Source organism: Micromonospora sp. NPDC049107, from assembly GCF_040648595.1.
Lineage (GTDB): Bacteria > Actinomycetota > Actinomycetes > Mycobacteriales > Micromonosporaceae > Micromonospora.
The window spans coordinates 180042-201644 of record NZ_JBEZEC010000001.1 but is presented as its reverse complement, the minus strand read 5'-3'; the positions used below and the strand labels follow the sequence as shown (position 1 = coordinate 201644).

18 protein-coding genes are annotated in these 21603 nt (G+C 70.7%); 4 read left to right on the top strand and 14 right to left on the bottom strand.

All coding sequences use genetic code 11. The features are described from left to right. Positions 1-179: 179 nt before the first annotated feature. Positions 180-1715, bottom strand: coding sequence for a pectate lyase (locus tag AB0B55_RS00810; protein ID WP_357169186.1), 1536 nt, complete (start codon positions 1713-1715; stop codon positions 180-182). 857 nt (positions 1716-2572) lie between these two features. Here AB0B55_RS00810 and AB0B55_RS00805 point away from each other — a divergent pair. Next, complete coding sequence (locus AB0B55_RS00805; RefSeq protein WP_357169183.1) at positions 2573-4321, top strand: cellulose binding domain-containing protein; 1749 nt, start codon at positions 2573-2575, stop codon at positions 4319-4321. A 102-nt stretch (positions 4322-4423) separates the two neighbouring features. Further along, the gene (locus tag AB0B55_RS00800; protein ID WP_357169180.1) at positions 4424-5359 is read left to right on the top strand and encodes a hypothetical protein; all 936 of its coding nucleotides are present in this window, start codon (positions 4424-4426) and stop codon (positions 5357-5359) included. Between the two features lie 22 nt (positions 5360-5381). Here AB0B55_RS00800 and AB0B55_RS00795 read toward each other — a convergent pair whose 3' ends face one another. The 3 genes from AB0B55_RS00795 to AB0B55_RS00785 all read right to left on the bottom strand — a co-directional run bounded on the left by AB0B55_RS00795 (position 5382) and on the right by AB0B55_RS00785 (position 9910). Beyond that, complete coding sequence (locus tag AB0B55_RS00795) at positions 5382-6455, bottom strand: glycosyltransferase family 2 protein (protein WP_357169177.1); 1074 nt, start codon at positions 6453-6455, stop codon at positions 5382-5384. 39 nt (positions 6456-6494) lie between these two features. Beyond that, the gene (locus AB0B55_RS00790) at positions 6495-8279 is read right to left on the bottom strand and encodes a hypothetical protein (protein ID WP_357169174.1); all 1785 of its coding nucleotides are present in this window, start codon (positions 8277-8279) and stop codon (positions 6495-6497) included. 167 nt (positions 8280-8446) lie between these two features. Then, positions 8447-9910 carry an endo-1,4-beta-xylanase gene (locus AB0B55_RS00785; RefSeq protein ID WP_357125488.1) on the bottom strand — a complete coding sequence of 488 codons (1464 nt, stop codon included), beginning with the start codon at positions 9908-9910 and terminating at the stop codon, positions 8447-8449. Between the two features lie 595 nt (positions 9911-10505). On the opposite strand from AB0B55_RS00785, the gene AB0B55_RS00780 reads away from it, so the two are divergent. After that, positions 10506-11339 (top strand): hypothetical protein, encoded by an 834-nt coding sequence (locus tag AB0B55_RS00780; protein ID WP_357169171.1) that lies wholly within the window; start codon positions 10506-10508, stop codon positions 11337-11339. A gap of 12 nt (positions 11340-11351) precedes the next feature. After that, positions 11352-11633: a hypothetical protein gene (locus tag AB0B55_RS00775; protein ID WP_357169168.1), complete on the top strand. Its 282-nt coding sequence runs from the start codon at positions 11352-11354 to the stop codon at positions 11631-11633. Between the two features lie 132 nt (positions 11634-11765). Here AB0B55_RS00775 and AB0B55_RS00770 read toward each other — a convergent pair whose 3' ends face one another. The 10 genes from AB0B55_RS00770 to AB0B55_RS00725 all read right to left on the bottom strand — a co-directional run bounded on the left by AB0B55_RS00770 (position 11766) and on the right by AB0B55_RS00725 (position 21597). Then, positions 11766-12152, bottom strand: a complete 387-nt coding sequence (locus tag AB0B55_RS00770) for an AtzH-like domain-containing protein (protein WP_357169165.1) — start codon at positions 12150-12152, stop codon at positions 11766-11768. Positions 12153-12192: 40 nt separating this feature from the next. Then, complete coding sequence (locus AB0B55_RS00765; RefSeq protein ID WP_357169162.1) at positions 12193-13812, bottom strand: regulator; 1620 nt, start codon at positions 13810-13812, stop codon at positions 12193-12195. A gap of 12 nt (positions 13813-13824) precedes the next feature. Then, the gene (locus tag AB0B55_RS00760) at positions 13825-14517 is read right to left on the bottom strand and encodes an isochorismatase family cysteine hydrolase (RefSeq protein WP_357125469.1); all 693 of its coding nucleotides are present in this window, start codon (positions 14515-14517) and stop codon (positions 13825-13827) included. Positions 14518-14525: 8 nt separating this feature from the next. After that, positions 14526-15215 carry an isochorismatase family cysteine hydrolase gene (locus AB0B55_RS00755; RefSeq protein ID WP_357169160.1) on the bottom strand — a complete coding sequence of 230 codons (690 nt, stop codon included), beginning with the start codon at positions 15213-15215 and terminating at the stop codon, positions 14526-14528. Positions 15216-15253: 38 nt separating this feature from the next. Beyond that, on the bottom strand, positions 15254-17059 hold the full coding sequence (gene atzF, locus AB0B55_RS00750; protein ID WP_357169157.1) for an allophanate hydrolase: 1806 nt from the start codon (positions 17057-17059) through the stop codon (positions 15254-15256). Positions 17060-17254: 195 nt separating this feature from the next. Next, a complete protein-coding gene (locus tag AB0B55_RS00745; protein WP_357169154.1) occupies positions 17255-18043 on the bottom strand; it encodes an Ig domain-containing protein in 789 nt (262 codons plus the stop codon). A 48-nt stretch (positions 18044-18091) separates the two neighbouring features. After that, positions 18092-18748 carry a GntR family transcriptional regulator gene (locus AB0B55_RS00740; protein ID WP_357170544.1) on the bottom strand — a complete coding sequence of 219 codons (657 nt, stop codon included), beginning with the start codon at positions 18746-18748 and terminating at the stop codon, positions 18092-18094. Between the two features lie 142 nt (positions 18749-18890). Next, positions 18891-19814, bottom strand: a complete 924-nt coding sequence (locus AB0B55_RS00735; protein ID WP_357125457.1) for a SpoIID/LytB domain-containing protein — start codon at positions 19812-19814, stop codon at positions 18891-18893. A 6-nt stretch (positions 19815-19820) separates the two neighbouring features. Further along, positions 19821-20705, bottom strand: coding sequence for a peptidase inhibitor family I36 protein (locus AB0B55_RS00730; protein ID WP_355048036.1), 885 nt, complete (start codon positions 20703-20705; stop codon positions 19821-19823). 34 nt (positions 20706-20739) lie between these two features. Continuing rightward, the gene (locus AB0B55_RS00725) at positions 20740-21597 is read right to left on the bottom strand and encodes a peptidoglycan-binding domain-containing protein (protein WP_357125452.1); all 858 of its coding nucleotides are present in this window, start codon (positions 21595-21597) and stop codon (positions 20740-20742) included. Between the last annotated feature and the right edge of the window lie 6 nt (positions 21598-21603).

Sequence of the window (21603 nt, the reverse complement as noted above, 5' to 3'; positions counted from 1 at the left end):
GAACGTGATTGCGGATCGCGGCACCGGCCTGAGCCGGTCGTCGCTCTTCACCACGGCCACGGGCCGTTGCCGGGCGCGCCATGGCGACGGGTTGAAGAGCGGCATTCCTCAGGGTCATCTTCATACCTCTGCGGAATACCGCTCCTCACCGCGTGCCCGACGCGCCCGCCACCGGATGGTCAGCTGGCGTACGTCTCGAACTCGCCGACCCGGGGCGTACCGCTGGAGCTGTTGATCTTAAAAGTGATCTTGCTCAGCGTCGTCGCGGCGAACGTGATCGCACCCGCACCCGCACCGGAGGCCAGGACGGCGCCGGTGTCGTGATTGACGAGCTGCCAGGACCCGATGGAGCCCTGGGTGCCGGAGGGCTCCCGGATGGTCACGCGGGACACCCGTGTAGCGGATCCCCACTTGATCGAGATCGAACCGGTCGAGCCGGCCGGCGACCAGTAGGTGGCGATGTCGCCGTCGCGCACGTTGCCGTAGCTGGTCCCGCTGGCCTTGTTGGAACCGTCCGCGCCGGCACCCAGGCTGAGATTCGTCCCGCTGGGTGGCGGCGTGGTCGGCGCTGGCGTGGTGGGCGCTGGCGTGGTGGGCGCTGGCGTCTGCGGCGAGCAACTTCCGTCGGACACCCGCAGGCCCGTGTTGGCGCCCGCCGTCTGGCCGACGACGTTCGGCACGCAGCTCGCGCCGTCCAGCCGGTAGGCGTACGGAATGCTGACGGTGGTGATGGACGTCGGATTGGGGCCAGCCGGGTAGTTGTCGCTGCCCGGGTTGGACCAGGTGACGTTGTCGAAGATGTTGCCGCTGACCTGCCAGTAGCCGCGCTCGTCGGTGTAGAACGTGCCCAGGACATCCTTCGAGTCGCGGAAGTGGTTGTTCTCGACCTTGGCTCGGGCCCCGGCCCGGGAGTTGATACCGGACTCGTTCAGGCTCACGTAGCTGTTGTTGTAGACGTGGGCGACGCCGCCGCGCAGCAACGGCGTACGGGAATCGATGTTCTGGTACAGGTTGTGGTGGAACGTGACGAAGCCGTTCGACAGGTCGCTCTCACTGGACCCGATGAGACCACCGCGCCCCGAGTTGCGCAGGATGCTGTACGACAGGGTCACGTACTGGGTGTCGTTCTTCATGTCGAAGAGGCCGTCGTACCCCTCCGACTCCCCGCCGGACGCTTCCAGCGTGACGTGGTCGACCCAGACGTTGCGGACGGCGCTCTCCATGCCGATGGCGTCCCCGCCGTTGGAGGTCGGCGAACCCGACTTCTTGACGTTCCGGACCGTGACGTTCTGGATGATGATGTTGCGGGAGTCGCGGATGTGGATGCCCACCTGGTCGAAGACGGCTCCACTGCCGACCCCGATGATGGTGACGTTGCTGATCTGCTTCAGCTCGATCACGCCGTCCGCCGTGCTGCAGCTCGATCCCGACACCTTGCTGGTGTTGCCGTGGTTGATCGTCCCGGTGACCTCGATGGTGAGCGGGGTGCTGCTGCTGGCCCGTCCGCACAGGGCCGCGTGGATCGCGGTGCCCGTACTGGCGCGCACCGTCTGTCCTCCCGCGCCACCGGTGGTCCCGCCGTTCTGGGTGGCGTAACCGGTGGCGGCGCCCACCGCCGCCGCCGGCCGGGGACCCTGAAGAGTCACGCCGGCCGCGACCCCGACAGCCACCGTCACGAGTGCCGCCGGAAGACGGCGTACGAGTGTTCGTCTCATCTCGCCTCACTTTCGAAGAATCGGTGTGACGCGTCGATGTCGGAAGGCGTCAGCGGACGGCCGTCACCCGACCCGGAATAGGCGACAATCAATTACGCATCGATCGTCGGCAATGCCGCCACCCTGACGTCCGAGGCGGAGCCGCTGGCCAAGCGGCACACAACCGACAGCGCCCGAGGCGCACCCACTCGATCCGGGGACGAAACATCGACGTGACACGATCGTAGGAAAGCGTTTTCCGTGAAGCAACACCTACCGCTTGCAGGTTTGTTGCAGCGCACCCCCCGGGCTCCGGTGATCATGAAGTTATCGCCACGACACGCCGACAACCACGGCAACGACTTCATGATCACCGGGGGGGCGGGGAGAGAGGAGCGAGGGCGGGGTGGTGTGGCGTTGACAAGGGGGCATTGAACGAAATAAATTCCTGGCTACGAGAAACTGTTTCGCGCGCTCGCTGTGCGGCACTCACCCGCGAGCCGCGAATGAGCAGAGCGGCCGCCCGCCCCACGAGCCGGTCGACAAAGGAGGGTGCCGCAGCCCCGCCGGACCCGCTCGTCGCATCGTCACTCGTCGCGCCCCACAGCACCGCCGGCGCGAGGGCCGATCCGGCGTCGACTCCCGGCCGCCGCACCGGCGTTCCCCCGGTGACCCCCTCCGCGAATCGTCGCGGCGTGGGGCTCGGCGACCGGCAGGTCGAGGGTGACCGGCCCGGCTGATCCGGACAGCAGATCCGACAGCCCCCGCCTCGCGCGCTTGGGAGCGCTCCCGGCGACGCCGGGCGTACCGACGCTCTCCGAACCGACCAGCCCGGACGCGTCGGCCGCCACCACCACCACCACCTCGGGAGAAGTCTGATGAGAAAACGAAGGGTCACCAACGCCGCCCTGGTGTCGGCGGGCGCCGTCCTGCTGGCATCGACGGCGGTCGCACTGGCCGCGCCCGCCGGCGCCGCAGCCGCCGGCTGTGCCGTGAACTACGCCGTGTCATCGCAGTGGCAGGGCGGCTTCGGCGCGAACGTCACCATCACCAATCTGGGCGACCCGGTCAGCAGTTGGACGCTGAACTGGTCCTACAGCGCCGGACAGACCGTCACGCAGGCCTGGAACACGACGCTGACCCAGAGCGGCGCCGCGGTCACCGCCAAGAACGTCAGCTACAACGGCGCCATCGGGACCAACGGCACCGCGTCGTTCGGCTTCAACGGCTCGTGGACGGGCAGCAACCCCGATCCGTCCAGCTTCGCGCTCAACGGCGTGACGTGCACCGGCGAGCCGACGCCGACGACACCGGCCCCGACGACGCCGCCACCGACCACGCCGCCCCCAACCACGCCACCGCCGACCACACCGCCACCGACCACCCCACCGCCCACCGGCCCGGCCGACATCACGGTGAACAGCAACACCAGGTACCAGACCGTCGACGGGTTCGGGGCCGCCCAGTCCATCTGGGGTAGCGCCTGGTCCACCACCGACACCCAGACGCTGGTCGGGCTGGGCGCCAACCAGCTCGGCCTGTCCATCGTGCGTACCGGCCTCTCGCCGGAGTCCAGCGAATGGGCGACCCACGTCAACTCGTTGAAGACGGCGAAGGCGTACGGGTCGAACGTGAAGATCCTCGCCTCGCCGTGGACCGCACCCGCCGCGTGGAAGACCAACAACAGCCGCACCGGCGGCGGCAAGCTGAAGACCGACTACTACGACGACTACGCGAACCATCTGAACAGCTATGTGCAGTACATGCGGGGTCAGGGTGTGACCATCGACGTCACGTCCGTGCAGAACGAGCCGGACTGGCACCCCGACTACGACTCGATGGACTGGAGCGGCACCGAGCTGCGCACCTTCGTCCGCGACCAGGGTTCGAAGGTGCAGAACAGCAAGCTGATGGTCGCCGAGGCGGTCAACCTGAACTACGGCTACACCGACCCGACCCTGAACGACGCGACCGCTCGGAACAACATCGGTTACATCGGCGGGCACCTGTACGGCACCGAGTCCGCAGGACGGCTGGCGCCGTACAACCTGGCCGCCCAGTACAACAAGCCGGTGTGGATGACCGAGTGGAACCTGCACGCGGCGGACGGCGGCGGCTCGAACATCTGGGGCAACCCCAGCAACCTGGCCGTCTGGAACGAGACGCTCGACGACATCATGCGGACGGTGCACAGGTCGATGGAGGCCAACTGGGCCGCCTACATCTGGTGGTACGGCAAGCGCTACTACTCCTTCATCGGTGACGGCGAGGCGGCCTACGGCACCACGGCCGGCGCCCCGCTCAAGCGCGGGTACGCGTTCTCCCAGTACGCCAAGTACGTCCGGCCGGGCTACCAGCGGGTGGCCCTGACCAAGAGTTCCAAGGCGTCCCCGCTGGAGGTGACGGCCTACCAGGGGGACGGCAAGATCACGCTGGTCATCCTCAACCGGTCAAACAGCGCGGTCAACAACGCCGTGATCCAGGCCCCGCAGAACGTCAGCAAAGCGGAGTACTACCTGACCTCGCAGAACGCCAACGCGGCGAGCCAGCCGACAAGCGTGAACGGAGGCCAGGCCACCATCAACGTCGGCGCGCGGAGCATCTCGACCCTCGTGTTCACGCTCTGACCGCCGGGAGGCGGCGGGCGTGAGCCAGATCCCTCCGGCCGGGGAGCGCCATCCCTGGCCGGAGGGAAGCCCGGCGGCGGAGACGCCGCGAGGATCACAGGCATGACGACGACGGCACCCCGCACCCGTGGCAGCGGCCACGGCCTGACGTACGCCATGCTCGGCTGGGCCGTGGCCTACGGCGGCCTACGCCTGGTGTGGACGGTCGGCCCGCCGCCGGAATTCCCACCGTTCGGGTCCGACCTGCTCGGCTTCACGGGCTGGCGGTCGGTGGCGTTGTGCCTGGTCGCGGGCGCGGTGACGGTCGCCCTGGACCGCACGGCGACCTGGCGACCGGCGCTCGCGGGGCTGGCCTGGATCGTCGCCGGCGCGCTGGTCGCGGCGGCGGCGATCCTACTGCCGGAGCTGGTGAGCCTCCTGCTGTTCGCGCCCGGCCCGTCGTTCGACCCGGTGGCGTTCGCCAGCCGGCTCGGCTGCGCCACCGGAGCGGCGCTCCTCGGCCTGGCCGTCTTCGACTATCAGCGCCGTACCCGGGGCGACTGCCCCGCCTGCTGCCGCACCGTCCGACCCGGCCACCGACGCTCGACGCCCGCGCCGTGGGCACGCTGGGCGGCGTACGTGGCGGTGGCCGGGCTCGTCACCCGCTTCGCCGCGCAGGCCGTGGTGGGCTTCGACAACGTGGCGCAGGACGCCTCCATCATCGGGTTGGAGATCGGTCTGGTGCTGGCCGGTGTGCTGTTGCCGCTGGCGCTGGTGCACCACTGGGGTGAGGTCTGGCCGGGATGGGTTCCCCTGCTCGCCGGTCGTCGGATTCCCCGCCGGCTGTTGCTGGTGCCGGGATTCGGGCTCGGGGCGGCCATCGTCGCCTACTTCGGCATGGGGATGGCGCAGGTGGCGTCCGGGTCGGCCAGCGAATTCTCCGACGCGTTCCTCTGGGTGGCCATGTCGGCGTACTGCCTCCTGGGGCTCGGTCTCCTCATCGCGTCCAGCGACTACCACCTCCGTACCCGCACAGCGTGCCGGGCCTGCGGGCGCTGACCGCCCGCAGGCCCCGCTCAGCTCAGCTCCGGTCGCGGTCGCCGACGTCGGGCCGCGCCGGCCGGGAGAGGGGATTCTCCCGGGCCAACGTCACCCGCTGGCCCCGTACCGGAGAGCGCGGCGCGGGCGGCACCGGCCGCCGCGACGCCTCGCCGGTCTCGGCCAGGAGGTACTCGGTCTCCTGCACCAGGTAGTGCGGTCGACGTTTGGTCTCGTAGTAGATCCGGCCGATGTACTCGCCGATCACGCCGAGGATCGTCATCTGGATGCCGCCGAGCCCGATCACGCTGACGATGATCGTCGTGTACCCGGGGACGTCGATGCCCTTCTCGACGGCGTCGGCGACCACCCACGCCATGTAGGCCAGCGCGATGAGGGTGAGGAACAGGCCACCGTAGATGGCCAGGCGCAGGGGCCGGTTGTTGAACGACAACAGGCCGTCGAACGCGTAGTTGAAGAGCTTGCTGAGCGTCCACCTGCTCCGCCCGGCCTGCCGGGTCTCGTTGGGGTGGGCGACGACGGCCGTACGGAAGCCGATCCAGGAGAACAGGCCCTTGGAGAAGCGGTTGTACTCGGGCATCGCCAGTATCGCGTCCACCGCGAGCCGGGACAGCAGGCGGAAGTCGCCCGCGCCGTCCTGGAGGCGCACGTCGATCCACCAGTTGATCACCCGGTAGAAGGACCGGGAGGCGACCATGCGCACGAACCGGTCGCCGCGCCGGTCCCGCCGGGCGATCACCTGGTCGAAGCCCTGCTGGTACAGCGTCACCATCTCCGGCAGCAGCCGGGGCGGATGCTGCAGGTCGGCGTCCATGATGACGACCGCGTCACCGGTGGCGCGCTGCAACCCGGCGAGCATCGCCGCCTCCTTGCCGAAGTTGCGGCTCAGCGACGTGTAGCAGACGGTCGGATCGGCGGCGGCGAGCCGACGCAGCGCCTCGAGAGTGCCGTCCTCGCTGCCGTCGTCGACGTACACCACCTCGACCTCGACGTCGGGCAGCTCGGCGAGGGCGGCGCACACGGTCTCGTGCAGCCGCTCGACCGACGCCTCCTCGTTGAAGCAGGGCACCACGACGGACAGTCGCATGCTCGTCACCTCACCCCGCCCGTACCCGGGCATCCGCCGTTCACGCGGTCAGAGGTGGTAGACCAGCGTGCCATCGAGATCCTCCCGGGTGATGCCCAACCCGTCGATGGGTCGGGTCGCGATGCTCTCCCACGGCGTTCCCACGGCACGGCTCGGCACGACGACCACCGACCGCACGCCGATCCCCCGTAGGTGCGCGACGCTGACCGGATCGGGGAACGACGCCACCGCCGTCCGGGTCTGCGCCTGACTGACCGGCTCGAAGCCGGCGAGACCGTTCGTCACGCGGGGGAACCCGTCGGTCGTCCACAACATGTACGTCAGGTCGCCCACCCCGCCGGCCGGCAGCACGAGGATCGGGTCCTGCACCGTCCGCATCGCGGCCGGCGGCGGCGGCACGGTCAGGTGGGGCGTGGAGTTGACGCCTTCCAGGGTGACCACCGTCAGGGGAATCAACAGGACCAGCGGCGTGAGGGTCCGCGCCCACTGGCGGGGCGTGGACTGTCGCAGCGACTCGGCCAGTGCGGTCACCGCGCCGGCCGCCAGCACCGCGAGCAGCAGGCTCGTCCAGTGCATCATCCGGCCGGGCGTCCGCAACGCGTCCCAGCCCGGCAGGAGCGTGGACAGGGTCAGGTAGCCCGGGTCCCCGTCACCGCCGAGGGTGGCGCCCAGCCCCAACAGCACGGTGCCGACCACGCCGAGCCCCAGCGCGACCCGGTGCCGCAGCGGGTACGCCGAGAGGAACAGACCCGCCGCGGCCAGCCCGATCACCATCATGCCCGGCAGCAGCGCCATCTCCGGCGGCCAGGAGAGCTGCTCGCGCGCGCCGGCGTGCCGCTCCCCCCACAGCCACGAGTCGGCGGGCGCGGTGACGAACCCGATCAGCGGGGGCGAGAACATCTTCGTCCAGTCCAGCGTCCGCTCGGCCTGCGGGTTGAGGTCGACGACGCGCAGGTAGACCATGCCCAGCAGCAGGGTCACCAGGCCGAACACCCCGCCGCCGACGAGATCCGCGATCAGCAGCCGCCGGCCGAACGGGGGCCGTTCCCGCTTGCGCCACCAGGACCAGCCGTAGCAGCCGGCCGCCACCAGGACCGTGGCCAGCAGGAAGTAGACAAGCGGCAGGCCGATGCCGAACCCGAGGCTGACCTGCCAGGCGGCGACGAGCCACCCGGCCACCGCCCAGCCCGGCTTGCGCAGCTCGGGCCGGTACCCGTGGCGCAGCGACCAGCCGTGGCCACGGGCCAACATGGCCAGCGACAGCGCGATCGCCCCGCTGGACAGGATGTTCAGGTGCCCCGAGTGCGCCAGCCGCCAGGGCGCGTACGCCCAGGCGACGGCGGCGACCGCGCCGCCCCAACGGTTCGAGCCGAGCTGCCGTGCCAGGGCGTACGCCCCGAACGACGCCAGCGCGTGCAGCAGCACGTACAGCAGGTTGTAGTGGATCACGGCGGCCGTGAAACCGGAGCCCAGCATCCCCATCGGGGCGTACCCGAGCAGGGTGTCGCTGTAGGCGTACGTGTACGTCTCGGGGTAGAACGTGTTCGAGTTCCAGAGGTCACCCGGGCTGTTCAGCAGGGCATGCCCCGACCAGGCGACCTGCCACGCCTGCAACAGCGGATCACCCAGGTCGCCGGGGATCGTGGTCGCCGGGTGGCGCAGGGTCGGCCAGGTCAGCACCACCGCCAGCAGCAGGCTCGCCGCCACCGCCACGGTCCATTCGGAACGCGCCCAGTTCCAACGACCCCAGTCGGCCGGCGGCCGATCCTCGGGGATCTCCTCGGGGGGCACGTCTTCCGAGGTTGGTGGCGGGGTGGCGGACCGGATAATCATGAAATTGATGCTCTCCAATAGTGCCGGGCTTGTCCATCTGCTGTCCGAAGCGTGGCGTGTTCTCGCGCACGACGCAACGGCCGCATACCAATAGACGCTGCGGGGAGCGGAAACGGTGGCGCGGACGACGAGCGTCCGCGCCACCGCGCCGACTCGATCGACGGATGTCAGCCGATTTTGACCAACTGCCACTGCTGGTTGTTGCCGCCCCAGTCCGCGTACTGCACGACGTTGCCGCCGTCGGCGGTGGACGCGCCCTGCACCTCGACGGCCTTGCCGCTGTTGCGGTTGATGAGGCGTACGTAGCCCCCGGAATCGGCCAGCCGGAACTGCTGGTTGGTGCCGTTGCCGTCGGTCCACTGCACGACCGCCGCGGAGTCGGCGGTCGAGCGGTTGTAGACGTCCAGCACCTTGCCGGAGTTACGGGACTTCAGTCGGTAGTAGCCGCTACCCGAGTCGACGAACTGCCACTGCTGCCACGCGCCGTCGTTGCGGGTCCACTGGTCGATCCGGGCGCCGTCGGTGGTCGCCCGCTCGTACACATCCAGGGCCTTGCCGCTGTTGCGGTTGATCAGGACATACCAGGCGGTGGTGTCGACCCCGGAGCCCGGCGGCGGGGTGGTCGGGGTGCCACTGCCCGCGTTGAGGGCGTTGAGGACGGAGGTGTACGCCGCCTTCTTGTTGCCCGACCGGTCGAACAGCAGGGCGTTGTCGGAGCCGCGCCAGGAGTCGCTGTCCCGCACGCCCCAGGTGGTGATGCCGGTGCAGCGCGCCACGGCGAGGCAGGCGCGGGTCACGGAGGCGTAGATGTTGGCCTGGTTGGAGCCGGTCATCACGTCCAGCTCGGTGATCTGCACGTCGACGCCGAGGTCGGCGAAGCGCTGCAGGTTGGCCTGGTAGTCGCTCGCCAGCGTGGTGCCGAGGTGGGACTGGAAGCCGACGCAGTCGATCGGCACGCCGCGGGACTTGAAGTCGCGGACCATGTTGTAGATGCCGGTGGACTTCGCGTTGATGCCGTCGGTGTTGTAGTCGTTGTAGCAGAGCTTGGCGCCCGGGTCGGCGGCGCGGGCGGCGCGGAACGCCGCTTCGATCCAGTCGTTGCCGGTGCGCTGCAGGTTCGAGTCGCGTCGCCCGCCGGAGCCGCCGTCGGCGAACGCCTCGTTCACCACGTCCCACGCGTAGATCTTGCCCCGGAAGTGGGTGGCGACCTGGGTGACGTGGTTGATGGCGGCGTTACGCAGCGCGGTGCCGGACATGCCCTGCGCCCAACTCGGCTGCTGGGCGTGCCACAGCAGCGCGTGTCCGCGCACGCTCATGCCGTTGGCCTGGGCATGGCTGACGAGACGGTCACCACCCGTGTAGCTGAACCGACCCTGCTGGGGCTCGGTGGCGTCCCACTTCATCTCGTTCTCGGGGGTGACGCTGTTGAACTCGCCGTTCAGGATGCTGACGTACTGGCTGTCGGAGAGCTTGCCCGTCGCGACGGCGGCGCCGAAGTAGCGGCCCTTCTCGGCCGCCGACGCCTTCAACGTCGTTCCGGCGCTGGCCATGGGTGCCAGCGCGACCGTCATACCCGCGGTCAGCGCGACCGCGAGGGTCGCCGTCGCCAGCAGAGCTTTTCTAGGTCTCATGTCGATCCTTCTGTAGGTGCATCGGCGGTGGTGAGGTGCCACTTCGCTCAGGACGACCTGTTCCCGGCGGCGCGCGCCGGCTGGGCCAAGGAATCCGGGACGGTCATCCTGGGCCACCTCGCACCGGCACACGCGGAATCGGCCGGCGTTCGCCGGGAACCGCACGAGTCCTGAGACGGCGTCCGTTGCCCGGAGGGACGCCGCGCGTCGAGGCGCGACCACGGGACTCGCCCGGTGAGCCACCGACGCCGCGGACCTCTGCATCGAGGGTGAGCGATAACATGCTGTTCGTCAAGATGTAACGAGCCGGACATACGCCGCGGTGGCCGCAGTGACTCACGACGATGCTGCTACGGGGTCACAGCGGCCGGACCGTGCGGCAGTATCGATGGAAGCGATCCTTGTTATCGCTCACAGGGCCAGCCCGCCCCGCCCTCTCACCGCGCGCGACGTCGATCGGCCGGCGACAGGTGTAGCCCGCGTTCCCGAGGGGCAACAATCCGCTCATGGGTGGGACGCCGCGGGTCGACGAGCGACCGCTCGGGCGGCGGCGACGTGCCGGGGCCGATCCGACCCGGCGGTCGGCGGCACCCGCGTGACGCCGCCGAAGCACTGCCCGCCGCCGGTGGCCCTCGGCGCGGTGGCACTCGGCGCGGCCGCGCTCGCGGCCGCCCTGGGCGCCGAGCCCGCCTCCGCCGAGCCGACGCCGATCCCGATCCCGACGCCGACGCCGACGACCAGCGGACCGGTGGAGACCGCCACCGCTGGCGGCATCGTCGGATCGCTGGCGCGGGACCTGCTCGACACTCCATCGCACCTCGACCTGCCCCTGCCGACGGCGCTCCCCCTGCCGACGACTGTCCCGGTGCCGACGGCGCTCCCTCTGCCGACGGCAGTCCCGCTGCCGACCACCGGCTCCCTGCCGTTGCCGCTGCCGCTGGTGACCACGTCACCGGCGTCGACGGGCGGACCTACCGCTCCCACGCCCACCCGGGCACCCCGTACCCGGCGATCGTCCCCGCCACCGGAGGCGGGGACGCCGGTCACCTCGTCGACGACGCGCGCCACCCCGCCGTCGTCGGCACCGGTGACGGTGCGGGCATCCCGCGCCGACGCCGCCGACCGTCGCATGCCGGCGCGCGGGCGGGCGGCGATGACCGCCGAACCGTCATCACCGCCGATCCCGACCCCCCGTCCGCTACCGGCGCAACCCGCGCTGGCACTGGCATTCGTGTCCGCGCCCACCAGCACCGGTGCCGGGGGCGCCGACCTGACAGCGTCGGCGACCGACACGCCGCCGTCCGTCGGGCCGCTGCGTCGAGGGGGCGCCGTCGGTCCCTTCGACAGTCGGGCCACCAGTCGACCCGTCCAGCGGGGTCCCCCGCCGCCCCGGCAGCTCCTGATCACCCATCCACGTCCACGACGTTGATCAGGAGAGATCATGGAGCTAGCCATCATCTGGGTACCCGCCGACATGGAGCCGTCGGAACACGCCATCGCGACGTGTCTGAACCACCTGCGCCGACATGACTACCGGCTGAACGGGATCATCCGCGCACCGTGGGAGACCGTCGAGCAGAAGATGGTCGACGGCGAGGTGGACGTGGTCGTCATCGCCGACCTCGCGCACCTTCCGCCGGACCGGTCACCCCGGATCGAGGTGGCCACGCCGCTGCCCCGTGGCGACGAGGACCGTCCGACGCCCGGCACGCCGTCCGGCTGACGCCACGAAGCGCCCCGTCCACGGCGGACGGGGCGCTTCGTCGTGCGCGGCGGACAGCGACCGGTACACGGTCGACCGCCGGGCCGCACCGGGGCTGCGACCACGTCCGGCCGGTGCCGGCCCGTCGACCGGTCAGTCGAGGTTCGGCGCGGGCTCGGAGACGTGGGCGGTGACGATCCGCCAACCGACGGGCAGGCGTACCCAGGTCTGGGTCTGCCGTCCCGTGGCGGAGCTGTCGGCGTACCCGAATCGGGTCGTCACCACCGCGAGGTCCGCGCCGAATGTGCTGACCCTCGTCTCGACCAGCCGGCGGCCGGCCGGCAGCGGTGGCTGCGCGGCCCGCCACTTGCGCTGCTCCTCCAGCCCGTACTGATGGTCGGCGAGGCCGAACCGCACCGTCCGGTCGGAGTCCCAGAAGTACCCGCAGATCGCCTCGGCGTCACCGTCGACGAGCGCCCGTTCGTATCCGCCGAAGGCCGCCGCCACCTCGGCGACCACGTCCGCGCGATCGATCTCCATCCGGTCCGTCCTCTCCATCCGGTCGGGTCGGCCCGGCGGCTCAGCCACGCGCCGCCGCGGTCTGCTGCTCGTCGGCCGCCCGATCGGCGGCCGGCGCGGACGCCTCGTCCAACTCGGCCTCCTCCGGGTCCGGTTCGCGTGGCGTGGGACGACCGAGCGCGAAGACCGCGCAGATCACCGCGACGAAGAGGTAGCCGAGCGCCACCTGGCCGTTGGCGTTCCACTCGACCCGCTCGCCGTGGATCAGCCCGACGAACGACAGCACCGCGCCCGAGCCGGCGAAGATCGCGGCGCGGACGAACCGCTTGTCGATGACGAAGACCACCACCGCGCCGAGCACCAGGCCGGCAAGGATGGCGCCCTGCCCCAGCACCAGCAGCCCGTCGTACACGACACCGGCGCCGTTGAGCGCGTCGTCGCCCACCGCGGCGGCGCTGGTGCCGGCCGCCGCCAGCGCGTTGTCGATCTGCCCGGTCGCCCAGGCCGCGATGTTCGGCACCAGTGCGGCGACCACGGCCGCGGCGTGCGCCCGCGGCGTCGCCTGGAACGCCTGCGCCCCGATCAGCAGGCCGATGTAGAGCAGGATCGGCACGATGGCCGCCGTCGGGAAGATCGCCGCGAGCAGTCCGAACATGCCGAGGAAGCAGAGCACGGCGATCACCACGCCGGTCGCCATCGAGTAACCGCTGCGGCCACCCGCGGCCTTCCAGCCCGGGTGGCCGACGTAGACGGCGGGCGGGAACGGCGAGCCGAGCGCCGCGCCGATCACCGCGCCCGCGCCGTCGGCGAGCAGCACGCTGCGCAGGTTGTAGTTGTCCCCGGCGGTCGCCGCGCTTTCCACGTTCGTCATGCCCTCGGTGAAGTTGTAGACGCCGAGGGGGATGGCCGTCGCCAGCAGCGGCGCCATGTCGGACAGCCCGGTGAACAACAGGTCCAGCTTGAACGAGGGTACGGCGACCGCGATGTCCCGGGCGGCCGCCGTCACGTCCGGCACCGACATCGCCCCGCCGGCCCAGCCGATCGCGGTGCCCACCAGCAGGGCCGCGAGCCCGATCGGGAAGTTGAACGGCAGCTTGGTGTCGGTGAGCAGGCCGATCAGCAGCAGCGCGAAGACCGGCAGGGCGACCCAGGCCATCCGCCACATCTGCCCGGCCGGGTTCATCGAGATGAAGGTGATCGAGATCCCGGCGAGCGTGCCGAGCAGCGCCGCCCGGGGCGCGTACCGACGGATGTAGGGGCCGACGAACGCGCCGATCAGCACGATCACGCCGATGATGAAGGCCCACGCCAGCCCGGCCTCCCAGGCCCGGAGCGGGTCCTGGGTGCGCAGGTAGATCGGGAGCATGATGACGAAGATGACGATGAACATGTGCGGCACGCTCGGCCCGTACGGCAGGGCCGTCACGTCGGTGCGGTTCTCCCGACGGGCCAGGCGGCGGGCCAGGTAGGTGTAGTAGATGTTGCCGGCGACCAGGGCGATGCCGAGCGCCGGCAGGATGGTGCCGAACACCTCCCCCTCGGGCAGCTTCACCACCCCGATGCAGAGCCCGGTCAGGGTGAGCACGTTGACCAGGACGTTGACGCCGAAACCGAAGAACGCGTTGGTGTCACCACGCACCCAGAACGGGAGCGGGACGACGGTGGACTTCGAGGAGACCATGGCTGCTCCCGGTCAGGAGGAGGGTTGCAACGCGGACGTGGTGGGCAGCACGGCTCGGACCTGCGTCGAGTCGGCGACCCACCCGAAGATCCCGCCCTGGGCGGCGATCATGTCGAGCCCGACCCGGTGGAACTCGGGAAAGTAGGACCCGACGCAGTCGGCGAGTACGAGGCACTCGTACCCCCGGTCGTTGGCCTCCCGGACGCTGGTGTGCACGCACACCTCGGTGGTGACTCCGGCGACCAGGAGGCTGCGGATGCCCCGCTCGGCGAGCAGGACGTCCAGGTCGGTGGCGTGGAACGCGCCCTTGCCGGGCTTGTCGACGACCGGCTCGCCGGGCAGTGGCGCGAGCTCGTCGATGATGTCGTGGCCGTACTCGCCACGGACCAGGATCCGGCCGGTGGGCCCGGGATCGCCGATCCGCTTGCTCGGGGCGCCCCGGTTCAGCTTGGCCGGCGGGCAGTCGGACAGGTCGGGCAGGTGCCCCTCGCGGGTGTGCACGACGGCCAGGCCGACGGCGCGGGCGTCGGCCAGCAGGGCCGCGAGCGGCGCGATGGTACGGCGGAGCTGGCTCACGTCGTTGCCGAGGCTCTCACCGAATCCGCCGGGCTCCAGGAAGTCCCGCTGCATGTCGATGACGAGCAGCGCGGTGGTCGAGATGTCGAAGGAGTAGGGGCCGGGTCGCGCGGTGGCGATGGTCGGCATGGCTCACCTCACTTCGCCGTGGCGGCGATGACGTCGTCGGATGTGGCGACGCAGCCGAAGACGCCGCCCTGCATGGTGACCATGTGCAGGGCGGCCTCGTGGTTGGCCTTGTCGGTGGCGCCGGTGCAGTCGGCCAGGATCAGGCACTCGTAACCCCGGTCGTTCGCCTCGCGCATCGTCGTGTGCACGCAGACGTCGGTGGTGATGCCGGTGAGGATCAGGTGGGTGATGCCCCGGGTCCGGAGCACGAGGTCGAGGTTGGTGGCGTAGAAGGCGCCCTTGCCGGGCTTGTCGATGATCACCTCGCCGGGCAGCGCGGCGACCTCGGGCACGATCTCCCACCCGGGCTCGCCCCGGACCAGGATCCGGCCGGCCGGACCGGCCCCGCCGATCTCGGCGCCGATGCGGGCCGAACGCCAGCGCTTGTTCGCCGGCAGGTCGGACAGGTCGGGGTCGTGCCCCTCGCGGGTGTGCACGATCAGCATCCCGAGCGACCGGGCGTGCTCCAGCAGCCGGGCGGTGGCCGGCAGGCCGGCCCGGGTGAGGCCGATGTCGTAGCCCATGGCGTCGACGTAACCGCCCGGCCCGCAGAAATCGGTCTGCCAGTCGATGCAGAGCAGCGCGGTCCGCGCGGTGTCGACCACACCGTCGTACGGCCACGGGTAGGGGTTGGCCGGTACCGGCCCGATGCTTCCCATCCTCTCGCCTCCTGTCGTGATCGCTGGTGCGGCCCGCTTCACCGCCGGGTGGCGGCGGAGCGGCGGTAGGCCCGCCACCCACCACTGGCGCTGATGTCCTCGGCCGGCGGGCTGGCGGCGTACGCCTCGCAGAGGAAGCCGAGCACGTCCCGCCCGTCGTGCAGCCGGATCCAACCGAGCGAGAGGGGCGCCGGCACGCCGGCCAGCAGCTCACCGAGGGCGGCGCTGGGCAGCCGCCACAGCTCGACCTCGATCGGGTGACCGGCCGAGGTGTCCGGCGCGACCCGGACCAGCCCCGGCAGCCCCTCGCCGTCGGCGGTGTCCATCCGGTAGAGCCGGTAGAGCGGCGCGGTACGGGCGGCGCCCGCGAAGGCCCCGCCGTAGCCGAGCAGCTCGCCGTTGCGGGACTCGCCCCTCAGGTGCCGGCCGACCACGGCGATCAGCACGTCCGTCGGCCGTGGAGCCGGCGGCGGAACGGGCTCGACGTCCGGGTTGGCCGCGCCGCCCGTGCTGAGGGTGGCGGCGAGCCGGGCCAGGGTGGTGTCGCTGAACGCCGGACCGAGCAGGGTGAGACTCGCCGGCCGGCCGGTGGCGGTGAAGCCGTTGGGCACGCTCACCGCGGCCAGGTCGAGCAGGTTCGCGAATTGGGTGTAGCGGCCCAGCATGGCGTTCCGCCCGATCGGGTCCTCGGCGATCTCGTCGAGCGTGAAGGTGGTGCCGACGGTGGGCACGACGAGCACGTCGACGTCCTGCCAGAGCGTGTCGACCTGGGCGCGCAGCTCACGCAGCCGGTGGTGCCCCCGGAAGGCGGCGACCGCGTCGTAGCGCCAGCCGGTCTCCAGCACGGCCCGGGTGACCGCCAACACCGACTCCGGGTTCGACCGCAGGAAGTCGCCCAGGCCGACGAGCCGCTCGGCCACCCAGGGACCCTGGTAGAGCAGGTCACCCGCCGCGAAGAAGGCGCCGAGCGGCACCGACCGCAGAGATCCGACGAGGGTACGCAGCAGTTGCACTCCGGCGGCGAAGCGGGCTTCCTGCCCGGTGTCACCGAAGAACTCGAGGTCTTCTGCCCAGGGCACCCCGAGGCGTAGCGTGCCCGGCATGCGGGCGACCACCCGCTCCGCCGGTAACGGACGGCCCCACGGGTCGGCCGTGGTGACACCACGGGCGGCGTGCAGCACGTCGATGGCGCCCGCCACGTCGGGCGTGAAGACCGACACGCAGTCGAGCGAGCGGCAGGCCGGCACCACGCCGGCAGTGCTGAGCAGACCACGGGTGGGCTTGAGGCCGACGATCCCGTTGAGCGCCGCCGGCACCCGGCCGGAGCCCGCGGTGTCCGTACCGAGAGCGAAGCTGACCTGGCCGGCGGCCACCGCGACGGCGGATCCGGAGCTGGAGCCGCCGGAGATGAGGCCGCCGCCGAAGACGCTCTCGCAACTGCCGTACGGCGAGCGGGCGCCGGTCAGGCCGGTGGCGAACTGGTCCAGATTGGTCTTGCCGACGAGCAGCGCGCCGGCGTCGAGGAGCCGCCGCACGACCGGCGCGTCCTGCGCGGCCTCGTATCCGAAGTCGGGGCAGCCGGCCGTGGTGACCAGGCCGGCCACGTCGATGTTGTCCTTGACCGCGAACGGGATCCCGTACAGCGGGGAGGTGGGGTCACCGTGGCGGGTCAGCGACTCGGCACGGGCCCGTAGCTCGTCGGCCGGCACGGTGCTGATCCAGACCGGGCCCGCACCGCCTCCGGCGAGCCCGTCGAGGACGCGTTCGACCTGGTCCGTCGGCGTCAGACGACCGTCGCGGTACGCCGTCCGCAGGTCCGAGATGGATCCGACTGACTCTGGCATACAGTCGATTGTCGACCGTTCTGTTACAGCGGGCGGCGCGTTCTGTAACGGGGACATGACGGCCGATTGGCCGCCGGCTGGGCCTGTTTCATGGGGGCGGCCGAGCCGAGGCGAAGCCGGGGCGGCGATCCGGCAAGGCGCGGCGGCGCGGCCAGGTGGCGCCCGTCCGGGCCGGACGGGCGCCGCGGGCGTTGATCAGCAGCGCGGGCAGGGAGATTCCTTGCGGACGCTCCAGGTGAAGGTGGTGCTGCCCAGGCTGCCGAATCCGTCGTCGGCGGTGACGGTGACGTTGTAGGAGCCGATCTGGGCGAGCGTGCCGCTGATCCGGCCGGTCCCGGGTTCGATGGTCAGCCCGGGCGGTAGGTTGACCGCCGTCCAGGTGTACGAGTAACTGCCGCCGGTGGCCTGCATCTGCAGCCCTCCGTTGTCCCCCTTGAGCGAACTCTGGGTGCCTGGGTTAGTGACCGTCACCGTGCTGGGACTCGGGCCGGTGGGCGGAATTTCCGGAAACGAGCAGTTCAGCGATACCTGCTGCGACGCGATCGATCTGGTGATGTACTCCGGTTCACCCGAGCGGTACTGGACGGTGGCGGTCGCTCGACCCGAGTAGAAGCCCGAGTCGCAGAGCGTGTTCGGGGTGGTGACGCCGAGTGCGACCACGGGGATCGAGGTGCCGTCGGTCCACAGCGTCGTCCGGCCGTTCACGGTCGTGCCGGCACCCCCGCTCGTCCCGTGGTACAGCAACTCCACCGCGAGGTCGACGCGCCGCACCGCGCCGTCGCACGTGACCGTCGCGGTGTAGTTGACGATGTTGTTGGCCGGCTTCCACGGCACCTTGTCCGGCAGGACGTACCAGCAGTAGTGGCCGTCGGGGGTCGCGGCGGCGGCCGGCGTGCTGAGGCCCAGGGACGCGATGGACATGGCCGCCGCGGCCACGGTCAGCAACAGGCGGGACCTGTTGCGACGCAAGAGATTTACCCTCATCGATGCATGTTCGCACGGGCGAGTCGGGGGCGGCAATGGCTCGTACAGCTAGTCCAGGTAGGAGCGCGCGCCGTGCCCGGACAGCACGGCGAGGACCTCCTCCGGGTCTCCCCCGGCGACCGCCTCGAACAACCGCTCGTGCCGGTGGACCCCGTCCAAGGGCTGCGCCACCTCCGCCTCACGCCGCAGGTTGATCGCCATGTAGAGCTGCAACTTCACCAGGATCGAGCCGTACACGGCGGACAGCTGGCGATTGCCGGCGAGCGCGACGAGCGCGACGTGGAACGCCCGGTGCGACTCGGCGACCGCCATCCGGTCGCCGGCCCGGGTCGCCTCCCGCATCTCGTCGAGCGTCGCCCGCAACCCCGCCAGGTCGCTCTCGCGGCCGACCGGGATCCCCGCCCGCACCGCGAATCGTTCGAGGACGTCCCGCAGCTCGTACAGCTCCCGCACGTCACGATCGGAGAGGGTGGCCACCCGTACGCCGCGCCGGGGCACGTGCTCGACCAGCCCCTGCTGGGCCAGCAACCGCAGCGCCTCCCGCAGCGGCGCCCGGCTGATCCCGAGCCGACGGGTGAGCTGCTCCTCGACGAGGCGTTCCCCCGGATCGCTCCTGCCGCTGAGGATCTCCCGGGTCAACCGGGCGACGGCGAGGTCCACCAGACTGACGCTCTCCAGCTCACCGTCCATCGTCGGTGCGGCCATGTCGTTCACTCCGCCGAGTCTGCCACCTGTCGCCGTGGGAGCGGCGTCGGCGCGTCCCCACGGCCCGGCGACCCGTCCGGGCTGCCCACGACAGTGCCGCCCGCCGCGGATGTGCGGCGGGCGGCACGGTTGACGCGGGACGTCAGGAGATGACCACGTCACGGTAGTAGTGGCGCAGGATCGCCTGGTAGCTGCTGCCCGAGTTGGCGAGATCACGCGAGCCGTACTGGGACATCCAGTCGCCGTCCACCCAGCCACCGCACGCGGTGGTGGTCGCGCAGTAGTGCGCCCGCAGGATGTTGCCGCTGCGGGTCAGCCGGTTCGACCAGGTGCGGTCCACCGCCGCCGACGTCGAGGTCTGCGCCGACGACGGCCGGTAGACCTGGTCGCCCGTGTCGTCCCGGACGTCGTAGCACTGGCCGCCGGAGGTCTTCCGGGTCGAGTGCAGCGCCCAGTACCAGGCGTAGCTCTTCACGGCCATCGCACCGGCGTCCAGCGAGGCGGCCGGCCAGCTCGTCACCCACTCGTTCGGGAGGACGTTCTTGACGTACGTCTTGAAGTCGACCCGGTCGACGCGCCCGAGACTGACCCGGTAGACGAGGATGGTGCTCGGCAGCTTGCTGTTGGTGCCGTCGGTGCTGCAGCCCGTCGGCCCGCTCAGCAGTTCGTGCGAGGCGTTGTTGTTCTTCAACGTGGCGTTGAGGTTGCCCTTCGCCCCGGCCGCGAAGTCCTGCGTCGTACCGGCGAAGTTGCTGTTGAAGTAGACCCGCACGGTCTTGCCGGTCCGGTTCCACACCGACGCCGCGTTGTTCTTGACGCACAGGCCCTTGCCGGCGCCCGCGCCCTTGAAGTCGTAGCAGGTCGGCTGGGTCGTGCCGTAGTCGTCCAGCGAGTCGGTGAAGTCGGAGACCGAGCCGGCCTGGTTGCTGTTGTAGTAGTAGCAGAACTCGCCGCTGTCGCAGGTCCCGTCCCGTTCGGCCGCCGCTGCCGGCGAGGCGACGCTCAGGACGGAGGTGGACATGGCCAGGACGGCACCGACGATGGCGAGGCCCTTGCGGATTCTCATGACGTCCTACTTCTCGTTGTAGCCCTGGGAGTTCCAGAACGCGGTCGGGTCGGCGTTGTCCAGGGTGGGGTCGCCGACGCTGACGGCCGCGTGGGTCTGCCGACCGGCCCGGACCTCGACGTGGGTGTGCGCGCCCGAGCTGGAGGACACCCCGTGCCATGACTCGTCGGCGATGACCTGGCCCTTGCTGATGGCGTCACCCACGCTCACCCCGGACCTCGGCGCGGTGTGCAGGTAGATCACGGTCTTGTTGGACGAGGAGTTGTAGACCGAGATCGTGGACAGGCCACCGCTGCCGGTGCTGCCCTGCGCGACGTAGGTGACCGTTCCGGAGACCAGGGCGCGCACGTCCGAACCGACGCTGCGGGCGATGTCGATGCCCTCGTGCCGGCCGGGCGTGGTGGTGTAACCGTCGAAGCCGCACGTGACACTGCCGCCACTGGCCTGGTATAGGGCGTACGACAGGTTCGTGCGCGTCGACGGCGAGAACTGGTGCGAGGCGTTGTTGTTCTTCAGCGTGGCGTTGAGGTTGGTCTTCGCACCGGCCGCGAAGTCCTGGTAGGAACCGGCGTAGCCGCTGTTGTAGTAGACGCGGACCGTCTTGGTGCTGCGGTTCCAGACCGAGGCGGCCTCGTTCTTGATGCACAGGCCCTTGCCGGCGCCAGCGCCCTTGAAGTCGTAGCAGGAGGGCTGCTCGGTGCCGTAGTCGTCGAGCGATCCGGTGAAGTCAGAGATCGATCCCGCGTTGTCGCTGTTGTAGTAGTAGCAGAACTCGCCGCTGTCGCAGATCCCGTCCCGGGCCGCCGCCGAGGCGGGCGATGCGACGCTGAGGATCGAGGTGGTCGCGGCCAGCGCGACGCCGACGGCGGCCAGGCTCTTCCGGATGTTCATGGGTGTCCTTTCGAGGGTGGTGAGGGGGTGCGGGTCACTGCCCGCGCTGGTACTGCTCCCAGGTCTTGATCGGGATCTGGGGTCCGTCGTCCGGGCCCTGGTTGGCCAGACCGTTCATACCGAGGTAGTAGTCGCCGACCTGGTGCTGCGCCTGGCTGGACAGGTCCGTGTCGCTGATCGCCACGGCGTGGATGTGCCACGGCCAGTCGCCCTGGTTCGGGTTGCGGACCCAGGCGGCGAAGCCCACCTGGCGCAGGGCACGGGCGACGGCGGTGCGCCGGGTCGCGGTCATGCCGGTGACCGCGATGTCGACCACACCCCCGCCGTCATGCGTGCCGGCCGAGGTCGGGTCACCCCCGGGGTTGTACGAGCCCTGCTCGAGCACCAGGGTCTGGCCCAGCAGACGCTGCGCCTCGGCCAGCATCGCCTGGGTCCGGGCGTTGACGACGTACCCGTCGCGCGGGACCTTCGCGCCCGGACCGATCGTGTTGGCGACCGTGTAGCGGTCCAGCCCGAGCTTCGTCAGCGACGTCGTGCCGGGCAGCCCGTTCGCGGCGAGCCCGGTGTAGCCGAGCGAGCGTTGGTACGCCGCGTACGCCGAGACGGTGACCGTGCCGAAGTAGCCGTCGACCCACTGCGCGTTCAGCAGGCCCCGCGCCTGCAACGCCTGCTCCACGGCGAGCACCGAGCTCTTCGCACCGGGGGTCAGTGTGTTGTCCGCCCGACGGGGGTCGATCTGGGCGGCCAGGACGGTGGCCTCCATGTCCACGATCGGCCGCGCGGCCGCGGTGGCGGTCCGCTGCGGTGTGGCGCCGGATGCCGCCGCGTGGGCCGGGACGCCGACGGCCACGCAGAGCGCGGCGAGTCCGACGGTCAACCAGGGACGTCGCAAGATGGG